The sequence below is a fragment of the Trichocoleus sp. FACHB-6 genome, from assembly GCF_014695815.1.
Taxonomy (GTDB): Bacteria; Cyanobacteriota; Cyanobacteriia; order Cyanobacteriales; family FACHB-T130; genus Funiculus; species Funiculus sociatus.
On record NZ_JACJOY010000090.1, the window covers coordinates 38931 to 55250 of the forward strand.

General features: G+C 48.1%; 17 protein-coding genes and 2 pseudogenes. 4 read left to right on the forward strand and 15 right to left on the reverse strand.

What is annotated here, in order from left to right; translation table 11 throughout:
• Positions 1 to 83: 83 nt before the first annotated feature.
• The gene (locus H6F66_RS17240) at positions 84 to 1616 is read right to left on the reverse strand and encodes an MFS transporter (RefSeq protein ID WP_190423536.1); all 1533 of its coding nucleotides are present in this window, start codon (positions 1614 to 1616) and stop codon (positions 84 to 86) included.
• Between the two features lie 826 nt (positions 1617 to 2442).
• Here H6F66_RS17240 and H6F66_RS17245 point away from each other — a divergent pair.
• Complete coding sequence (locus H6F66_RS17245; protein WP_199295350.1) at positions 2443 to 2985, forward strand: Crp/Fnr family transcriptional regulator; 543 nt, start codon at positions 2443 to 2445, stop codon at positions 2983 to 2985.
• Between the two features lie 446 nt (positions 2986 to 3431).
• On the opposite strand, the pseudogene H6F66_RS29405 reads toward H6F66_RS17245, so the two are convergent.
• From H6F66_RS29405 to H6F66_RS17310, 13 genes and pseudogenes are all read right to left on the reverse strand, one after another.
• Positions 3432 to 3596: pseudogene (locus H6F66_RS29405) on the reverse strand (recombinase RecQ); the annotation flags it as partial.
• A 585-nt stretch (positions 3597 to 4181) separates the two neighbouring features.
• Positions 4182 to 5606: a cation:proton antiporter gene (locus H6F66_RS17255; protein ID WP_190423538.1), complete on the reverse strand. Its 1425-nt coding sequence runs from the start codon at positions 5604 to 5606 to the stop codon at positions 4182 to 4184.
• Positions 5607 to 5700: 94 nt separating this feature from the next.
• Positions 5701 to 5880 carry a hypothetical protein gene (locus tag H6F66_RS17260; protein ID WP_190423540.1) on the reverse strand — a complete coding sequence of 60 codons (180 nt, stop codon included), beginning with the start codon at positions 5878 to 5880 and terminating at the stop codon, positions 5701 to 5703.
• Positions 5881 to 6027: 147 nt separating this feature from the next.
• Complete coding sequence (locus H6F66_RS17265; RefSeq protein WP_190423542.1) at positions 6028 to 6360, reverse strand: hypothetical protein; 333 nt, start codon at positions 6358 to 6360, stop codon at positions 6028 to 6030.
• Positions 6361 to 6453: 93 nt separating this feature from the next.
• On the reverse strand, positions 6454 to 7587 hold the full coding sequence (locus H6F66_RS17270; protein WP_190423544.1) for a sodium-dependent bicarbonate transport family permease: 1134 nt from the start codon (positions 7585 to 7587) through the stop codon (positions 6454 to 6456).
• A gap of 134 nt (positions 7588 to 7721) precedes the next feature.
• A pseudogene (locus H6F66_RS17275) lies at positions 7722 to 7932 on the reverse strand (SulP family inorganic anion transporter); the annotation flags it as partial.
• A 787-nt stretch (positions 7933 to 8719) separates the two neighbouring features.
• Positions 8720 to 9379 (reverse strand): Na(+)/H(+) antiporter subunit B, encoded by a 660-nt coding sequence (locus H6F66_RS17280; RefSeq protein ID WP_190423546.1) that lies wholly within the window; start codon positions 9377 to 9379, stop codon positions 8720 to 8722.
• Positions 9376 to 9969, reverse strand: a complete 594-nt coding sequence (locus H6F66_RS17285; protein WP_190423548.1) for a DUF4040 domain-containing protein — start codon at positions 9967 to 9969, stop codon at positions 9376 to 9378. Before H6F66_RS17285 ends, H6F66_RS17280 begins: the two co-directional genes overlap by 4 nt.
• Complete coding sequence (locus H6F66_RS17290; RefSeq protein WP_190423550.1) at positions 9962 to 10240, reverse strand: monovalent cation/H(+) antiporter subunit G; 279 nt, start codon at positions 10238 to 10240, stop codon at positions 9962 to 9964. Before H6F66_RS17290 ends, H6F66_RS17285 begins: the two co-directional genes overlap by 8 nt.
• The gene (locus tag H6F66_RS17295) at positions 10237 to 10488 is read right to left on the reverse strand and encodes a hypothetical protein (protein ID WP_190423640.1); all 252 of its coding nucleotides are present in this window, start codon (positions 10486 to 10488) and stop codon (positions 10237 to 10239) included. The genes H6F66_RS17290 and H6F66_RS17295 overlap by 4 nt, the downstream gene beginning before the upstream one ends.
• Before the next feature lie 8 nt (positions 10489 to 10496).
• Complete coding sequence (locus tag H6F66_RS17300; protein WP_190423552.1) at positions 10497 to 10886, reverse strand: Na+/H+ antiporter subunit E; 390 nt, start codon at positions 10884 to 10886, stop codon at positions 10497 to 10499.
• Positions 10883 to 12316 (reverse strand): cation:proton antiporter, encoded by a 1434-nt coding sequence (locus H6F66_RS17305; protein ID WP_190423554.1) that lies wholly within the window; start codon positions 12314 to 12316, stop codon positions 10883 to 10885. Before H6F66_RS17305 ends, H6F66_RS17300 begins: the two co-directional genes overlap by 4 nt.
• On the reverse strand, positions 12313 to 12648 hold the full coding sequence (locus tag H6F66_RS17310; RefSeq protein WP_190423556.1) for an NADH-quinone oxidoreductase subunit K: 336 nt from the start codon (positions 12646 to 12648) through the stop codon (positions 12313 to 12315). Before H6F66_RS17310 ends, H6F66_RS17305 begins: the two co-directional genes overlap by 4 nt.
• A 312-nt stretch (positions 12649 to 12960) precedes the next feature.
• On the opposite strand from H6F66_RS17310, the gene H6F66_RS17315 reads away from it, so the two are divergent.
• From H6F66_RS17315 to H6F66_RS17325, 3 genes are all read left to right on the forward strand, one after another.
• Positions 12961 to 14070 (forward strand): AAA family ATPase, encoded by a 1110-nt coding sequence (locus H6F66_RS17315; protein WP_347269398.1) that lies wholly within the window; start codon positions 12961 to 12963, stop codon positions 14068 to 14070.
• 114 nt (positions 14071 to 14184) lie between these two features.
• Positions 14185 to 14703, forward strand: coding sequence for a DUF29 family protein (locus H6F66_RS17320; RefSeq protein ID WP_190423560.1), 519 nt, complete (start codon positions 14185 to 14187; stop codon positions 14701 to 14703).
• A 65-nt stretch (positions 14704 to 14768) separates the two neighbouring features.
• Positions 14769 to 16115: a pentapeptide repeat-containing protein gene (locus H6F66_RS17325; protein WP_190423562.1), complete on the forward strand. Its 1347-nt coding sequence runs from the start codon at positions 14769 to 14771 to the stop codon at positions 16113 to 16115.
• Here H6F66_RS17325 and H6F66_RS17330 read toward each other — a convergent pair.
• Entirely contained in the window at positions 16081 to 16278 is a 198-nt protein-coding gene (locus H6F66_RS17330; RefSeq protein ID WP_190423564.1) for a hypothetical protein, read from the reverse strand. The two genes, H6F66_RS17325 and H6F66_RS17330, sit on opposite strands and share 35 nt — an antisense overlap.
• Between the last annotated feature and the right edge of the window lie 42 nt (positions 16279 to 16320).

A 16320-nucleotide genomic window follows, 5' to 3' on the forward strand; every position in this document is an offset into this window, starting at 1 on the left:
GGTTTGGGTATCAAAGAAGGCGGCTCTCCTCCCATCTCTTTTAAAATATGGGAGGAGAGCCGCCTAGTTCATAGTTCATCATCTTAAGACTGAGCGGATGAGCTTGCAGGTGAACCTTCCTTTTCAGATTCTATTAATGGTAATGGTTTCAAACTGGTGCGTCCTGCTTGAATTGCTCCTGCTTGCCGCTTGAGTGTTGGGATCAGGACTTTCATTAGCTGACGCACACGCACAGAGCGCCGTTCGTGAACAAAAACTAAGGGCAGGAGGGCGAGAAGCCGCAGGACGGCAGACAGAGCAAACGCCGTAGGCAAGCCACCAAAATCAGTCACAGTCGCGACATAGCCGCCAGCAGCGATTCCCATTGCTCCAGTAATACCAGGAACCGCCGCCGCGATCGCAAAGTAAATCGACTGATTGCGTAGCGGTGTCACTCCCATCATCAGATTACCGCTGCATAGGTCAATCGCCGCCCAAGTCGCACCACCCAAGATATGCAACAAAGGAAACCAGGCCCAAAGGAAAATTGGAGCGGTTCCAGCTTCTAGCCACAGTAAAGGCGTCAGAGCCACCAAGATTCCCACACTTATCATCAGTGGGCGATTGCCAATCCGGTCAGCCAGTTTGCCCCAGAACATCAGCATCAGCAAGTTAGCACCAGCTCCCAAACTGTTATAGAGCGTTACCACGCTCACATCTAGGTTGAGGTCTCCCAGCAAGTAGAGGTTAAAGAAGGGAGCGCTGATGTTAACCGCAAAGCTCCACAAGGCTGAGTAAAACAAAAACCTCAAAAAATTGCCATCCTTGAGGAAGCTAAAAATTTTCCTCCAGGGCGAGCTGTGGTCTGTATCCGAATCGGCGGCGTGTACTAGCTGCGGATTGACATCAGTTATCCAGAACTGAAAGACGAGGCTGAGTGTTGCGAACACAACTCCCAGAACCAAGACTGCACCGAATCCTTGGAGCGAACCACCGGGCCACTTCGATACCGTTAGACCCAGCAGCGGCACGCCGATGAGATTGGTCAACGTCACAACACTATTGCGTAAGCCAAAATACCGCCCCCGCAATCGCTCTGGTACTAACACAGCCATCCAGCTGAGAAAGGAAGCACGACCCAAAGCTTCCATGAAATTACTCAGGCAGATAATTGCCAATGTCAACAACACCAACTGGCGCGGCTGGATACGAGATGTGCTGACCAACCAAATCCCTGGCACAATCAGCAACCACGGCAGCCGCGACGAGCCGAAAATCAAGAAGGAATACCAGTGGCGGCTCTTGATTCGGTCTCCCAGAAAGGCTCCCAGCGGTTGCAGCAGATTTGTCAGTTGGGGAATCGAGGCGAGCAGACCGATTTCTACTGTACTGGCACCGAGATCCAGCAAGAAATTACTGAGCAACGCGCCGCCAATGATACTGTAAAAGACCGTAGCGAAGGCTCCTTCGGTAGTTAATGCCTTGAGGCTTGTCCGAATTTCTGCCTTGGGAATTTTAAGATCCGGGGTTACAGTTGCAGGCAGTTTCGTCTCTGTTAATGCCCTATCCTCTGGGATTTCCTGAATCGGGAGAGGACTCGCTTCTACTAAAATCTGATCTTCTTGTTGCCCGAACATACTGTATAGCAATATTAAAAGAGTTAACGGGAACTAAATCGCTACCTTCATCTGAGAGCATTTCCGACAACAAATCTCTTAAAAAATGCTTTGTTTAAATCCTATAATGGCAACTTTTTTCCTATAGGGCTAATTACTAAACTCTATAGTTTCATAACTCTACCAAAAGGTGTACCAAAGCAGCCAAAAGTTTGATTTTATACGCACTTTTAATGAGGTTTATTATTCATTAAAAAATTGATGTTCTAGATTAGGTTAATATACTGTGGTCTATCAGGCATCCTTCTATAGAATTATTATTTTAATGAATCAATTTTTAGTTTTAAATTAGGAGGGTTGCTTGAACTATTCTAGCGTTAATCATTAGATGTCATTTCTCAAGAGTGCTTTCTTTAAGACCTCCCTCCAACGATTGTCGATTGGCTTAAGATGCGAGTCTGGAACAGTACCCCCACCTATTAGCGCGGTGCCGCGTCTACCGCTAGCGGTAGACGCGGCACCGACTTTCAATTATTTAGCATAAAAGAGCCATCTTTTCAGTTCCTAGTGAACAAACCCCTTTTGACATTCGGACTAAAACCTAAATTCTTCTCCTGATGCCGTAAGTTGTTTTTATAACAACGATTCCATGAAAAAATAGGAGATTCCTAATACTCGATGTCCGAAGCCTCACCCCAGGCAGTCAATCGACTGCTAGCTGCTCTGCCAGATGCTAAGTACCAGCGCCTTCCCATCTAGAGTTCGTCTCGCTCTCTGGGAGGCAAGTCCTTCACAAGAGGGGTGAATCAATTGAATACGTCTATTTCCCCATCGCGGAATAGTTTCTTTGCTGTCCACTCCCGAAGAAGGCTCGACGGTCGAAGTCGGCTTAGTGGGTAATGAGGGGATAGTGGGTATCCCCGCCGCTTTGGGAGACAACATCGCGATCACAACCGCAATGGTGCAGCTAGCAGGGTGTGGCATGAAGATGGAGGCAAGCTTACTTAAAACCGAGTTTGACCAGGGTGGCTCACTGCAAAGTTTGCTGCTGCGGTACACGCAAGCGCTGTACGCTCTAGCCTCACAAAACGCTGCCTGCAACCGCCTCCATCAGTTCGATCAGAGGCTTGCCCGTTGGCTACTACTCGTCTGTGACTTTGTAGGGTCAAACGAGTTGCGGCTGACTCAGGAATTTATCTCTAAGATGCTGGGTGTAAGACGTTCGGGTGTCACGGAGGCGGCTAACCGCTTTCAACAGGTAGGGCTGATTGGCTACAACCGGGGCAGAATTACCATCCTGAATCGGCAGAAATTAGAAGCCGCTTCCTGTTCGTGTTATGGAATCATCACAAGCGAGTATGCTAGGTTGCTAGGCACTGAGAAGAGTTGAGAGCTGTTGTTAGATGGAGATGCGATCGCGATCGCATCTCCGGCGCTCTGGGCGTTCCCTTACTCAATGCTGATCAAAGTCGTTGTCTCACAATCTGTTCAGAGCTAGATGAGCTTACTTGTGTTAGACACTCGCGCCACCAGTACCTCTAACCCTAAGGCTCCCAGTGCTGTCGTCATAGCGGTAAGCGAAGCTATGCCGAAGGCTATCGCACCCCACTTTGCCATAAGGTGAGTTTCCAGCCAGGTAGAGTAACTGTTAGCCCGTGACTGCTTGCTAAAATCCCCCTCAACTTGATCGAAGCCTGCGATCGGCTCAAATAAATTATCGGGAGCATCTTCAGACTTCGGCTCACTCGTTTCCTGTAGCTTAAAGCCTGCTCCCGCTTGCAGCAGCAAGGTATCCAATAGACCTCCTGCATGACTCATGAGCCATGCAGGAGGTCTAGTAGAGTTGACCACAGCCGCCTCACCCACATCTTGCCGTGCGATTGACTCAATCTGATCGCGTTGCAGAGCAATCAGCGGTGAAATCACCACAGTCGAACCGGGAATTAAAAGACCTGCGATCTGGTAAATTGCTGATTTCCCGGAACCCGCAGATTCAGTCATTCAGTCCGCGCAGGCGGACTTCGTTGAATAGAAGTCGCAACTTCTGCCCCCCTTCTTCTTGTTGGCGAAGCCTGCGCGTTGGCTTTAGCCTCGCGTTAGCGATAGCGCATAGGGGGGTAAGGGGGGTTGGCGTAGCCGCGATTTTCAATCGCCAGGTATTTTTGCTATGCAAATTTCTCACTCTGTGGAAGAATGCTATCTTTACTAATCGCAAACTCCTAGGAGAATTTTCCACCCTTCTAAGCAGAATAATTGCTACGGCTTCATCCAACTTCTACCCAAAGCCTAGCTCTAGTATTAAGTCAGTCGGTAATCGTAAATACAAATAACTTCTAATATACGCTCTTTGACTAAGTTTCCTTTTTATCTAATAATTTCTCATTTTATTTACAGATTCTAGTGAATCTCATTTTTAGATATCTTGCATTTATAGGCATTCGCAGGATTCACACAAAGCATTATGGCTGATCTGATTAAGCTGCGTAGCAGCATAGTTCATAGTTCATGGTTCACTGCGTAGAACGCCATGAACTATGAATGGCGAATCCCACGTATTTCAGTCGTGGGAGGCGCTCAAGGCATAGGCTAAGATTTACCCGCTAAAATTGGTTCCTCACTCGAAGGTTCTCCTGTGCTTGGGGGTTCCACTGGCTGACCAAAAGCGATCCGCAGAAACGGTGGTGCCAGAAATGTGGTCAGAATCACCATGACAATAATAGATACCTCCAACGGCTTATCCAGAACTCCACTTGCAGAACCGATTCCGGCAAATACTAACCCAACTTCACCCCGTGGAACCATGCCAACCCCAATCGCTAATCGATTGATTCCGGGCTGACCAAACACCACCCAACCTGTCACCACCTTGCCGACGATGGCAACCACCATCAAAAATGCGGCAATCAAGAGTCCGGCACGATTTTCAGGCAGCGTCGGATTCAACACGCCCAGATCGGCCCGCGCTCCCACAGTCACAAAGAAGATTGGCACCAGTAGATCGGCGATTGGCTTCACCAGTTCATCCAACTCATTGCGGGCATCGGTTTCATCCAGAACCAAGCCAGCGGCAAAAGCACCCAAAATCGCTTCTAGATGAATTGCGCTGCCCAGAAATGCCATGAAGAAGGCAAAGATAAATGCTGGCATGACAACGTTGCCACGGGTTTTAAATTTCTCCACAATCGCAACGAAGGTTTTGTTGAAGATGCCACCTAACAGAATGGAACCAATCAGAAACGCTGTTGCACTCACAATCAGGTAGATGACATTAGAAACATCAATCTCACCCGTTTTGGCTAAACTGGCGACAACAGCCAGGACAATGATTCCCAGTACATCATCAATAACAGCAGCACCAACAATGATCTGACCTTCTTTGGATTTAAGCTGTCCTAATTCAGACAATACTTTGGACGTAATGCCGATACTGGTTGCCGTCAAAGCAGCACCTGCAAAAATTGCTGGAATTGCGGGAACATTGAATAACATCATCAAGCCAACGGTGCCAGCAGCAAAGGGAACTACCACCCCTACACAGGCGACGATCACAGCTTGAGTACCCACTTCTTTCAGCTGTCTGAGATCCGATTCCAGACCAATTTCAAACAGCAGAATAATCACGCCCAATTCAGCCAGCACTGAAATGACTTCACTCTGAGACTCATATACACTCGTGAGGGCTGCGGGAGACAGATGATTAATCCATTGCAGCACGGTCATAACCGCTGAGTCTGCGGCGGAAAGTCCACTTTCGGGAAAGATGATCAGGTGTAAAGCAGATACCCCGACAATCACCCCTGCCACCAGTTCACCCAGAACTGGTGGAAAATCTAATCGTTTAGCCGCTTCTGCGCCGAGTTTACTGGCGAGATAAATCACCACTAAACTCAGCAGAACTCCAGCCAGAACAATCGGTGAATTTTCTGCCTCGACAGTTGCCAACAAGGGCATGGGAACAATCAGGGATGCCATCCCAGAACTTAAAGCTGTCATTGTATGGTTCAAAAACATGATTAGGTTGTGGTGGTAAAAACGATTTAAACCTGATTTGAATTAGAGGCAACCGATTGCTTACGGCACGCTACGCGATCGCCAGCTATCAGCCCTACCCGAAATCGCAATTGGGCTGTTGCCGTATGCGCTCCAGTTTAATCAAGCGTTCGCCATCTGCTGACGTAGGAAAGAACGAGGCTGCTGCATGAGAGGATAAGCTTGATTGTCGGTGCTTTCTGACTCTCGGTTCACAGCGTCCAGGACGTTCTGGAACGGGTTTGTGTACAATCATGGCGAGTAAAATGCGATAGATTTTAGGACAAAGGGAGCCAGAGATACCAAACCATTTGGGCATCATCTAAATCGACTAACGTTTTGAGTAACGGCCACCAAAACGCCGGGGTCATGCCCCGGCTTTTTAGGTCTGTGTCGTCTCGATTCAACAGCCGTCTGGTCCACAGAAACTGTGCCCGTACAGTACCTCCGCGTCACAGATATAGATCATGCCCGCAAAATCGAGGAAAAACTTTATTGCGACCTGATCCGCAATATTCTCGGCCATATCCCGATCCGGGGTGAGCACCTCGAATTTTATATTCGCATTGGTGTCAGAAACGCTTGGTTGTCCCGACGAGCGCACGTTGCGACTGCCTTTACCGCCGGTTTCCAGAACCGTATAACCGGTTGCCCCGGCTTCTTCGATGATATCGGCGATCTTTTTCAGCAGAATCTTTTCCGTGACGATGACGAGCTTTTTGGCTGGCTTTGCCATGTTGGTTACCTCCTTACCGTAATTGATCTTATATATTGAGTCGCTTGGTCTGCCGGGTCAAGGGAGGGTCGACAGACCGCGACCCGTCTGGGATTAGCTGCCGCCGATCGCCTGGGCAAGCCCGAGGAAGAGCGGTATTGCCAAGCCAATCGCAATGGGTGTACCGATGGCTGTGGATGCGCCGATGTAGGCGGAGGGATTGGCCGACGGAATCCCGGCTCGCAACGTGGGCGGACCTGAGATGTCTGAACTGGAGGCGGCGATGACGGCCAGGATCACAACACCGCCCAGGCTGAATCCCGTGGCGTAGTGGGCAATCATGCCGAGACCGAAGGCGATGAACCCATGCACCAGCGGTGCCACAACGCTATACACGACGTACCACTGGGCTACCTTGCGCAGTTCGCCAAGTCTTGACCAAGCCTCCATACCCATGACCAGCATCAAGATCGAAAGCAAGCCGCGGAAGAGGGGGTCGTAGAAGCTTTTATAGACACTTTCCGGCTGGGTGAACAGGCCAAGAGCAATGCCGAGCAACATTGCCGATAGGGCAGGACCCTGGAGGCTTTCCTGCACGATCGGCCATATTTTGACCCGATTATCCGCAGACTGCTGCTTTCTGAGATACTCTTGCCGGCTGCTGGGATAATCTTCCTGATTGGGATAATCGCCTGCTGCAACGGGCTGCTTGCTGAGATACTCCTGCTTGCTGAGAGACTCGCCTGCTGCCCTACGCTTCTTCTTGTGGTTGAGATAAATGTTGGCCACCACAATCGCCGTTACGAGCGCTGGGATATCCATGAAGGGATAGAGTGCGGCAGCCCATGCCTCGTATGGCATTTTTTGCTCTTCCAGGAGCGTCAGGGCGGCAGCCATGGTAGAGCCACTCACAGCACCAAACAACCCCCCGGTCGCAATCGCATCCACGGTGTTGACCTTCGGCAGCTTGGCTAACGTATAGCGTGCGATGAATACAACAAGAATCCCTACTGCTACAGCAAACGCTGCGGGTAAAATCATCTCCGTTAGGTTGGAATTGCGGATCGCCTGACCACCGGTCAGACCGATTTTCATGAGCAGCATAAAGACGATGATCTGATTAATCGCCTCTGGAATTACCAATTCGCTACCAAGGGCGGCAATGACCATACCACCAATCAAAAACCCGAGTGTTGGGGACTGCAACTGCTTAACGAAGTCCATTAAAAACAAGGAGAAAAAATCCATGAATACTTCCTTCTCCTCTGATGAGGAGTATTGCAATAAATGAACTAAATGAACTTTAGAGGGTTAAAGAGAGTAAGAGTGAGGCGCTTCACCCCTACAACACAGGTGTTGCACGAGAACCTATAGACAGGGCTTACGGTCATTGCCCCGGTCGGTTCAGAGATCAACGTTGGGATACCGCCAAACAGGGCGGCAAAAAAGCCGCCACAAACTGCCCCATAGAGTCCGCCGAGGGCCCCCACCCCCAAAGGCCAGAGCCAGGGGTAATGAGACAATGGCAGCCGTGACACCTCCGAAGATGTCACCCCGCAGGTTATTAAAACGAATACGATTGGTAATTGACATAGAACAGTGAATGAATAGTAGGGCAGTACAGACTTTGAACAATTGAGCGATCGCAAGACAAAAATTTTGGCTTTTTAATGGAATCAGCAATAGTAGAACCGAGCAGATTTAAATAAATATCTGCCTCTATGCCCTTAGCAATTCCAATCTTGTAAATCATTTAATTCTTCAATGTTTTTTAATTTACTCTAAATAGGCATTCTTTAATCAATAAGGAAGCCAATTATCCATTGAAAAATCTTAGCTTTCCTATAGATTAGAGCCACCAAACCATCGGTTGATGATTCTCTGTATACAGGGAGATGTACTGAATGATGATTAATAATGTGAAATCTCCTGTCATTGATGCGGGGAATGAGCTTAATCTCCGATAGCACAATTTCATACTGAATGCATCAGTTCTACATACTTCTTCTAGTTATATATTTCTCTTATCAAACCAACATATTATTAATATAGGTAAAGCTGCTTTGCTGAAAACTATAACAGCAGTAAGTAAGTCAAAAGAATCAGCCCTATAAGAAAGATTAATTAAAAAGGGCAACGCCAGTAACATAGCCACTGAAGCGGTTACTAATAATCCCCCACTTTTACAGCATCAACTGATACTCATCCTAATTCTCTGTAAAGATGCGCTTAATAAATCAGTAAATATTTTGCGGTTGCTGACTTTGTTTTTGCAAAGCTCACTCCCACCCAAACTTAAAATGATGGTCGGAGATGAGAGTGAGCAGGGTCTGCACTCACTATTTTGTTCAAAATGATAATTGCTGGAGTTTAATTCCCCTCACAACAATCCCCGATAATGAATAAAAACCAAAATCGCCGCCCAAGAACCCAACGCAACTTTTACTGCGACTAGGATGTTCAGCAGGGGGATAACCCCGCCGCTAAAAAGTGCGCCCAACTCTCCGTGCGGTAATTCTAATCCGGCTAGAGTTATCACAGACAGGACGATGAAAATCAGAACCGAAACCTTCTCCCATATCGCGGCGTTCCAGCGCTTGTAGATGTCCTGCATCCACTCCGTTGATGAGGTAATCGCCACAAGTCCGATCGCGGTTCCGCCTGCCACTCCAGCTGCAAAACCACCGCCCGGACTCAGATGCCCCCGAATCGCCAGTTCGATACCCACCAACGCAGCAATTGTTGCTCCCAGACGCGCCATAACAATCGATGGTTCATCTGTAAACTGATAGATTGTGCAGAACGGCTTTTCATCCGCCAGCAGAAACTTTGCACCCATTACCGCGATCGTAAATACCACCACTTCAAAGATCGTGTCATACAGCCGATTCCTGAGAATGACAGCCGTAACTGCATTAGGTACTCCACTCTCTTGTACAAGCGTTTGGACGATCGAGAGCGATAAGTCCGGTGCCGGATTGGGCATGATCAGGAATTTGACGAACAGCGCTATTCCCGCTGCAATGTAAACCCATTTCATTTATGTTTCTCCCCTGAGTCTGGTGCATTTACAAAGGTCAGGCTTGTCGCTGGTGATGAAAGTTCGGTTCGCATGATGTCATAGAGGCGTTGAACCCTAGTTGTGGTGTGATAGGGTTGCTTTTCGTCCTCAGTCGCTACGGAGTCTTGATTATCGTACTCTCCTCTGGCACACGTTGCATGGACTTCTTTCTCCATCAAGGCTCGATGCAAAGCCTGTGTATTCGTGTACGGGACTACCTCAAGACGCATATAGTGTTTGCTAAAAATTGTTCTTAAGTCATCCATCAGTTGCCCAAAATGGGACTCGTCATCTGTCTCAATTGCCCCATCTTCAAGTACACCAAGACGCATCACCAGCGATGAACGCACAGCGATCGCATAAAGCGTAATCGCCAGCAGAGTCCCCATCAAGGCTTGCGTCAAAGCCACATCCGCCGCACCCAAAACCGCAAATACTAATGCTGCCACCGCTCCCAGTATTCCCTGCACTACCAGAGCATGGTAAGGATTGGTCTGAAGTACCAGCATCAACGCGGACAACGGCAGCAGGGCGGTTATGACATAGATATAGATATAGCTATCATTCATGGCTACCTCCACTGCTGGAACAGTAAGCTAACACATACCCCAGCACAGTATTCCAGATTGCCAAGGTGATAATGCCAAGGATGAGCAGAGGCCATTCGCTGGGTATCTTTAGGAGCAGTCCGACGATAATGATCATGCTCCCTAGGGTATCGGCAACCGAAAGAGTATGCAGCTTGAATAATACCGATCGGTGACCGATCAAGGGAAAGGTTCCCCAAAACCAGAAGAAAATTCCTATACCTATGCAGGTATAACTAAGTCCGTTGATCATAGTTCATTGATTCGTTTCAGGACTTGTGCCAACAACATTAATCCGGCATTACCTACGCTCAGAATGATTACCCCTGTAACACCGAGCATCCAATCATCCTGTAAGACGGATACGACTAGAATCATGATTGATGTTTTGGTCGCAATACTGGCAAATGCCAACATTTTTTGCCAAATATCATCATCTTGCCAAGCCTCGTACATGGGTATGAGCAGAGCCAGAATCATTGCAATCAGTGCCCAGTTCAGTGCCAAGTTCATGCCTTTCTCCTCCGTCGTACCCAGTGGACTTCGTACCAGCCATTTTCGTGGTATTTCAAGACAATGGTTGTGGGCGTAAAGGTGATCAGAAAGATATCCAGGAAGATGAGTCCAGGTGTCCGTCCAGGTTTGACTCGTTCCATCGTCACCTCTTCGTAATTGTGGGGACGGAGGATCATTTCAAAGGCTTCCTTATATGCCTGCGGAATCGCCACGAGGGTTTCCCATAACGCCCGCAGCCAATCCTGTAATGCTTCCGGGGTTTTGGGGCGTCCCGGTAATAGGAGTGCGACACTTATGCCGATGATGATATTTGCCACGCTCAGATTAGCAGTGAGCAAAAACCAGATGGCTAGTCGCAATATCAGATTCAGATGTCCTATCATGCCATCACCATCCAGAAGAGCAGGAGCAACATTAGGCTCATTCCACCGATTAAATGCTCAAATTGCTCCACAACACGGGGCAGCTTGAGTACGACTCGTTTAAAAATCAAAAGATACGCCAACCAGCCAAGACCGATGGTTGCCAGTGGTTTCACGATATTCGCAATGGTATAAGCCTCGTAATAGGCAATGTTTGCCACAAACAGACCACCAAGCAGCAGGATCGCCGCTGGCCAGAAACCGGGCTTTACGACCTCCTCGCCGTCTGCTTTATGGGGCAAGAATATGAATTTGGCAAATGAGATGGCTGTTCCCAAAGCCGCAACGTTCATAGCGATCGCTTGCTCCGGTAGAAGATTCTTCGTCGTCAACACCTTCGCCCCAAAGCCAGACAACAATGGAAAACCTGAGATCGAGAAGCTGGCGATGACCAAAGCAATCCAAAGCGTTGTATTGAGCGGCTTATGTTGCAACTCCTTGAAATTGCGGCTCGGTAAAGCACCTGCAATCAGGAAAAGTGCCGATTTGACCAAGCCGTGTGTCAGCGCATAAAAGCCACCTACCACTGGGGCCGCGAGGATAAAGCCCAACTGCGAAATCGTGTGAAACGCCAGCATCCGCTTGGTATCTTTTTCAAAGACGGCATAGAATACGCCTAGCAGCGCTGTCCCCACTCCGAAAATCCGGATGAGTGGATCGAGTTCATCCACCATCAGCGCACAACGCACTAGGGGATAGACTCCAGCTTTGACCACAACTCCCGACAGCATCGCAGACACTGGTGTCTCCGATTCGGAGTGGGTCAATGGCAACCACAATCCCGATACAAAAATTCCCCCCTTAACCAATAGTCCCAGAAAGATCAGGGCAAGCGCCTCCGGTGGTGCTCCGCGCAAACTGGCAAAACTAAACGAATGATTGGTCTGATAGGCTAGCACCGCACCCACCAGATAAAACAGCATTGCCGTGTTGCTGATAAACAGATAGCGCAAGGCAACCCAAATCGAGCGATCGGTGCGGGGATAGGCAATCAAGAGAAACGCGGCAATCCCACTGACCTCTAACGCCACGTATAAACTGATAAAGTCCGCACAGGCGAACGCGGCATTGATGCTGCCATGCAAGATGATGGCTTGTGCATAGAAAAAAGCTGTTTTATCGCTGTGCCAACAGTAGAGAATGACTGCGGCTGTTACTAGCGCATTGGTCAATATAAAGTAGCCGCTTAACTGATCGACGATTAATGTGACGCCGAAATGATCTAGTAACTGTAGTGTCAGTGGCGACTGAGTGACAAATAGCTGCAACGCATATGCAGCCGAAGCAAAAGCTGTAAACAGTGCGAGAGTTTTGTCAAGTTTGGGGAACAGATAAATGGTGAACCCCAAAAAAAACGGTAGTGCAATCCATGCGATCGTAATGGTATTCATGGCGTATTGCTCTTCTCGATCTCGTTGGTTTCCAGGGTGGGATTATCCCGTGCCAGCTTCATGACACCGACCAGCATTACGCACTGAATTGAAAAGCCGATCACAATCCCCGTCAATATCACTGCCTGGGGAACCGGATCAGAGTAAGGGACATTTGTGCTGTCTGAAATAATAGGCGTGAATAAGCCATCTCGCGATGCAACCAGTACGTAATAGGCGATAACCCCCGTACTCATGACATCCATAGAGATGATCTTCATAACCAGGTTCTTTTTAAGGATGATGCCGAAAAATCCGCAGAATATTGTTGCGAAGACGAATGCTTCTAACACGGGAATTGCCTATGAGTAAATGCCTGTCAAATGGTGCTAAAACATATATAGCACTTTTCAATAGTGCTAAAGAACATTAACACTATTGAAAAGTGCCAGGGTAAACTATAGACTCATGCCACACTAACTTGTTGGTTTGAGCTTGAGATCGGGTAGGATAAAACACGCAGCAATAGCCGGATGAGAGAATCGATTGGCAAATCAATGCTTAACCTCAGCCCTGACTCGCCCACCGATACAGTGGGCGGCTTGCCAACGAGTCAAGGCGTGCCGCCGGAAGGTTTCTACACTTGGGATCGGGACGCTAAAGCCGTGAATCTTGTGGATTTATCAGCACCGTTTCAATTGATCGGGCGGCAAGCGCAATTCCAGCGAATTACCCAAGTTTTAGCCCGTGATGGCGACCTACTAATTGCTGGAGTGCCGGGAAGCGGACGGCGGACTCTGGTACGGCGGGCAGCTCAGGAAGTTGGAGTTAAAATCGTGGAGGTTGACTGCATCCGGGTTACTGATGGTCAGCGCTTCGTGCAACTGCTGTGCGAGAGTATAGACCAGACATTTCAAAGTGCAACGGCTCAAGCTTTCATGCGAGAGTGGATTGAACGCAAAGCAGATGAATTATTTGTCCTGCAAGACGAAGGGAATGGCAGAGAGCGGCTGAAACCCGTTCGGGTAGAAGATCAGCAGCAGCAATGGAGCGCATTTGAGGTATTACTCGATCTCCTGCAAGGGTTAGCCGAATCTTCGGGCGGACGGGTGGTGCTGATTTTGGAAAGCTTTCCCCATATCCGCTCTTGGGATCGCAATGGGGTGTGGGAAACATTTTTGCGGAAAGAAATCGAGCGCCAGACTCAGGTGAGTTATGTACTGGTGGCAACGATTGCAGAAATCAGTCTTCATGCGGATGAACCGGGGAATCATTTGGAAATCGTGAAGCTGGCTCCCTTAGCTAATGATGTTGTTGCTGCTTGGGTTCAGGAAGTTTTGCATGGCGAAGGGTTGACATTCGATCCGCGATCGCAAGCGCTCGAACTCTTTGTCAATGCGGTGCAGGGACACTTAGGCGATGCTTCGGCACTGGTGCGCCGCCTCAAGTCGGTACGAGTGTCTGACGGGCTAATTCGCGATTGGCACGTCCAGCAGGCAATCCAAGAACTGCTAAGCGACCTATCGATGGTCTTCGAGTCATTACTGATGCTGCTTCCAGCTAATCAGGCGCATCTGTTGGAGTCTCTGGCGTTAGACCCTACTGACAAGCCGCAAAGTCGAGATTACATTAACAAGCATTACCTTTCGAGAGGGGGTAGTCGGCAAGGTGCGATCGCGGGATTGCAGCACAAAGGCTTGATTTATGGCTCCGAACAAGGCTATCGACTGGCTCTACCTCTGTTTGCATTGTGGCTTCGCCAGCGCTTGAGTTGATACCAAATTTAGTAGACCGAAAAATGAGAGCGATCGCGTAGGGGGTAGTGCGAGATGTGAAGTGACTGAATGCTATATTCAGCCTATCAGCGCCTATCTGTGAAGGTAGCAATTATGACTCAGGAACTAATCGACCTAAGAACTAGCATCTTAGAAGGACGCTATGCAGATGCTTTGGCGATTGTGGATGAGCTGGAGGGGATGAGTAAACAAGCAATCCTCCGTAATATCGAATCGTTTCTTGTCAGGATGCTAGTTCACTTGATTAAAAACCAAATTGAGCAGCGTTTAACCAATTCCTGGGTAGCTTCAATTTCAGATTCTCTCCGACAAATTCAAAAATTAAATCTCAAAGAAAATAAAACCTCTTACTACATCAAGCAAGATGAATGGGAGGCTTTTCTAGAAGAGGCAATTGAGGCGGCAATTCGTCCGGCAAGTGTGGAAGTTCTGGATGGTGCTTATAATTCCTTTCAACTCTCAGAGTTGGTGGATAGAACAGAGATAATGATGACGGCTCAGAGATTGCTCGATCTAACGTATGAACATTCAGCAAAGACTTTACCAGCAATCATTGATGAGAATTTAGTTCAGCTACTAGGTGGGGAAGAGTGGAAAGAGGGTAGGCGATAAAAGTGGCTCTCTTGCTGCTTTGTTTAGGGTTTACGGCTGATATAGCTAAAGTACAACACAAGGTTATGGGTTGGAATGAAAACAAAACAGGCGAACAAAGTAACGGATTGAAGATTGAAGTAGCAATATTTATTCTCCTTATTATTGGAGCTATAGTTATTAGTGGATTTTGGTTAGGCGTAGGTTGGCCTGATGAGCTGCCAGATAACTTCTCTAATCTACTAACAGTAGAAGCAGTAAAGGAATATCTTGATTACAAAGAACGACTCAGGGCTGCTCGGCTACAGTTCCTCACAACTATTGCGGCAAGTTTGGGTGCGATAGGAGTTGTCTTTAATCTTTATTACACGGGAAAGCGGGAGGAAGCTTTTAATAAAAGTGCGATCGCTGCCAATAAAAGTGCCGAGGCTGCTTTAGAGAATGCAAAGGCTGCCAATAAAAGTGCCGAGGCTGCTTTAGAGAATGCCAAGGCTGCACAAGATAAACAAATTACAGAACGCTTTACTAAGGCAGTTGAACAGCTTGCCAGTCAAGAAATTGCAGTCCGTCTGGGGGGGATTTATGCCCTAGAGCGAATTGCTAAGGATTCGGATAAAGACCACTGGACAATCATGGAAGTTCTAACGGCTTTTGTGCGAGAGCCGCCTCCTTTAAAGGTTCCTTTAGAAGAAGAAAAACCACTCCTAGAGCTTCCTCCTCATATTCAAAAGATAAAAGATGACAAGCCCCCCAAAAAACTTCGCATTGATATTCAAGCTGCTCTTACCGTTATCGGAAGGCGTAATTGCAAGAACGAGGAAGAAAATCAGAGACTTGATTTACATAATACCGATATTCGAGGGGCAGATCTCAGTGGAGCCAATCTCAAGAAAGCAAACCTTAATGCAGCAATTCTGGAAGGTGCGATCCTTGTTAAAGCTGACCTGGAGGAAGCATACCTCATGGGAGCCAACTTAAAGAAGGCAGACTTAAATACAGCAATCCTCGACAGTGCGATCCTTACTCAAGCCAATTTGGAGGGAGCATACCTTACGGGAGCCAACTTAAAGAAGGCATGGCTGGAAGAAGCTATCCTCAAAAGAACCGAACTCTCTTTTGCTGACCTAAAGGAAGCACAACTCATTAAAGCTGACTTGGAAGGCGCAATCCTTATTGAGGCTAAGCTGGAGGATGCAAAACTGAAAGACGCTAACCTACAAGGGACAGACCTGAGTGAAGCCAACCTGCAAAGAGCAAATTTCATCCAAGCTAACCTACAAGGGGCAAACTTGAGTGATACCAACCTGCAAGGGGCACGTCTCAAAAGAGCCATAAACCTTGAATCTGATCAGATTGAAAGGGCGAACGGAGATAATAAGACTTCCCTACCGGACCATCTTAAAGCGCCGGAACATTGGATAGAATCTGATTGATACACAGCAGTAATGCCAGCAGAAAGCGATCGCATCTCCTCTCTTCAGTAACGAAAAGAACGATCGCTGCTACAGCACATCGAATATTGTAGGAAGACATCTCACATGGGCTGGCAGAAGCGATCGCATCTCTCCTCCTCTGCAACGAAAAGAGCGATCGCACTTTGTCTAACACTCTATTGAAGGGAAGCGATCGCCGTTTCGG

Excerpts from the sequence above, each read along its gene's own strand:
- H6F66_RS17280 (WP_190423546.1), bottom strand. The coding sequence starts at position 9,379 with ATGAAATGGGTTTACATTGCAGCGGGAATAGCGCTGTTCGTCAAATTC.
- H6F66_RS17305 (WP_190423554.1), bottom strand. The coding sequence starts at position 12,316 with ATGAATACCATTACGATCGCATGGATTGCACTACCGTTTTTTTTGGGG.
- H6F66_RS17240 (WP_190423536.1), bottom strand. The coding sequence starts at position 1,616 with ATGTTCGGGCAACAAGAAGATCAGATTTTAGTAGAAGCGAGTCCTCTC.
- H6F66_RS17270 (WP_190423544.1), bottom strand. The coding sequence starts at position 7,587 with ATGGATTTTTTCTCCTTGTTTTTAATGGACTTCGTTAAGCAGTTGCAG.
- H6F66_RS17300 (WP_190423552.1), bottom strand. The coding sequence starts at position 10,886 with ATGATAGGACATCTGAATCTGATATTGCGACTAGCCATCTGGTTTTTG.
- H6F66_RS17290 (WP_190423550.1), bottom strand. The coding sequence starts at position 10,240 with ATGATCAACGGACTTAGTTATACCTGCATAGGTATAGGAATTTTCTTC.
- H6F66_RS17285 (WP_190423548.1), bottom strand. The coding sequence starts at position 9,969 with ATGAATGATAGCTATATCTATATCTATGTCATAACCGCCCTGCTGCCG.
- H6F66_RS17325 (WP_190423562.1), top strand. The coding sequence starts at position 14,769 with ATGGGTTGGAATGAAAACAAAACAGGCGAACAAAGTAACGGATTGAAG.
- H6F66_RS17255 (WP_190423538.1), bottom strand. The coding sequence starts at position 5,606 with ATGTTTTTGAACCATACAATGACAGCTTTAAGTTCTGGGATGGCATCC.
- H6F66_RS17265 (WP_190423542.1), bottom strand. The coding sequence starts at position 6,360 with ATGGCAAAGCCAGCCAAAAAGCTCGTCATCGTCACGGAAAAGATTCTG.
- H6F66_RS17320 (WP_190423560.1), top strand. The coding sequence starts at position 14,185 with ATGACTCAGGAACTAATCGACCTAAGAACTAGCATCTTAGAAGGACGC.
- H6F66_RS17260 (WP_190423540.1), bottom strand. The coding sequence starts at position 5,880 with ATGATTGTACACAAACCCGTTCCAGAACGTCCTGGACGCTGTGAACCG.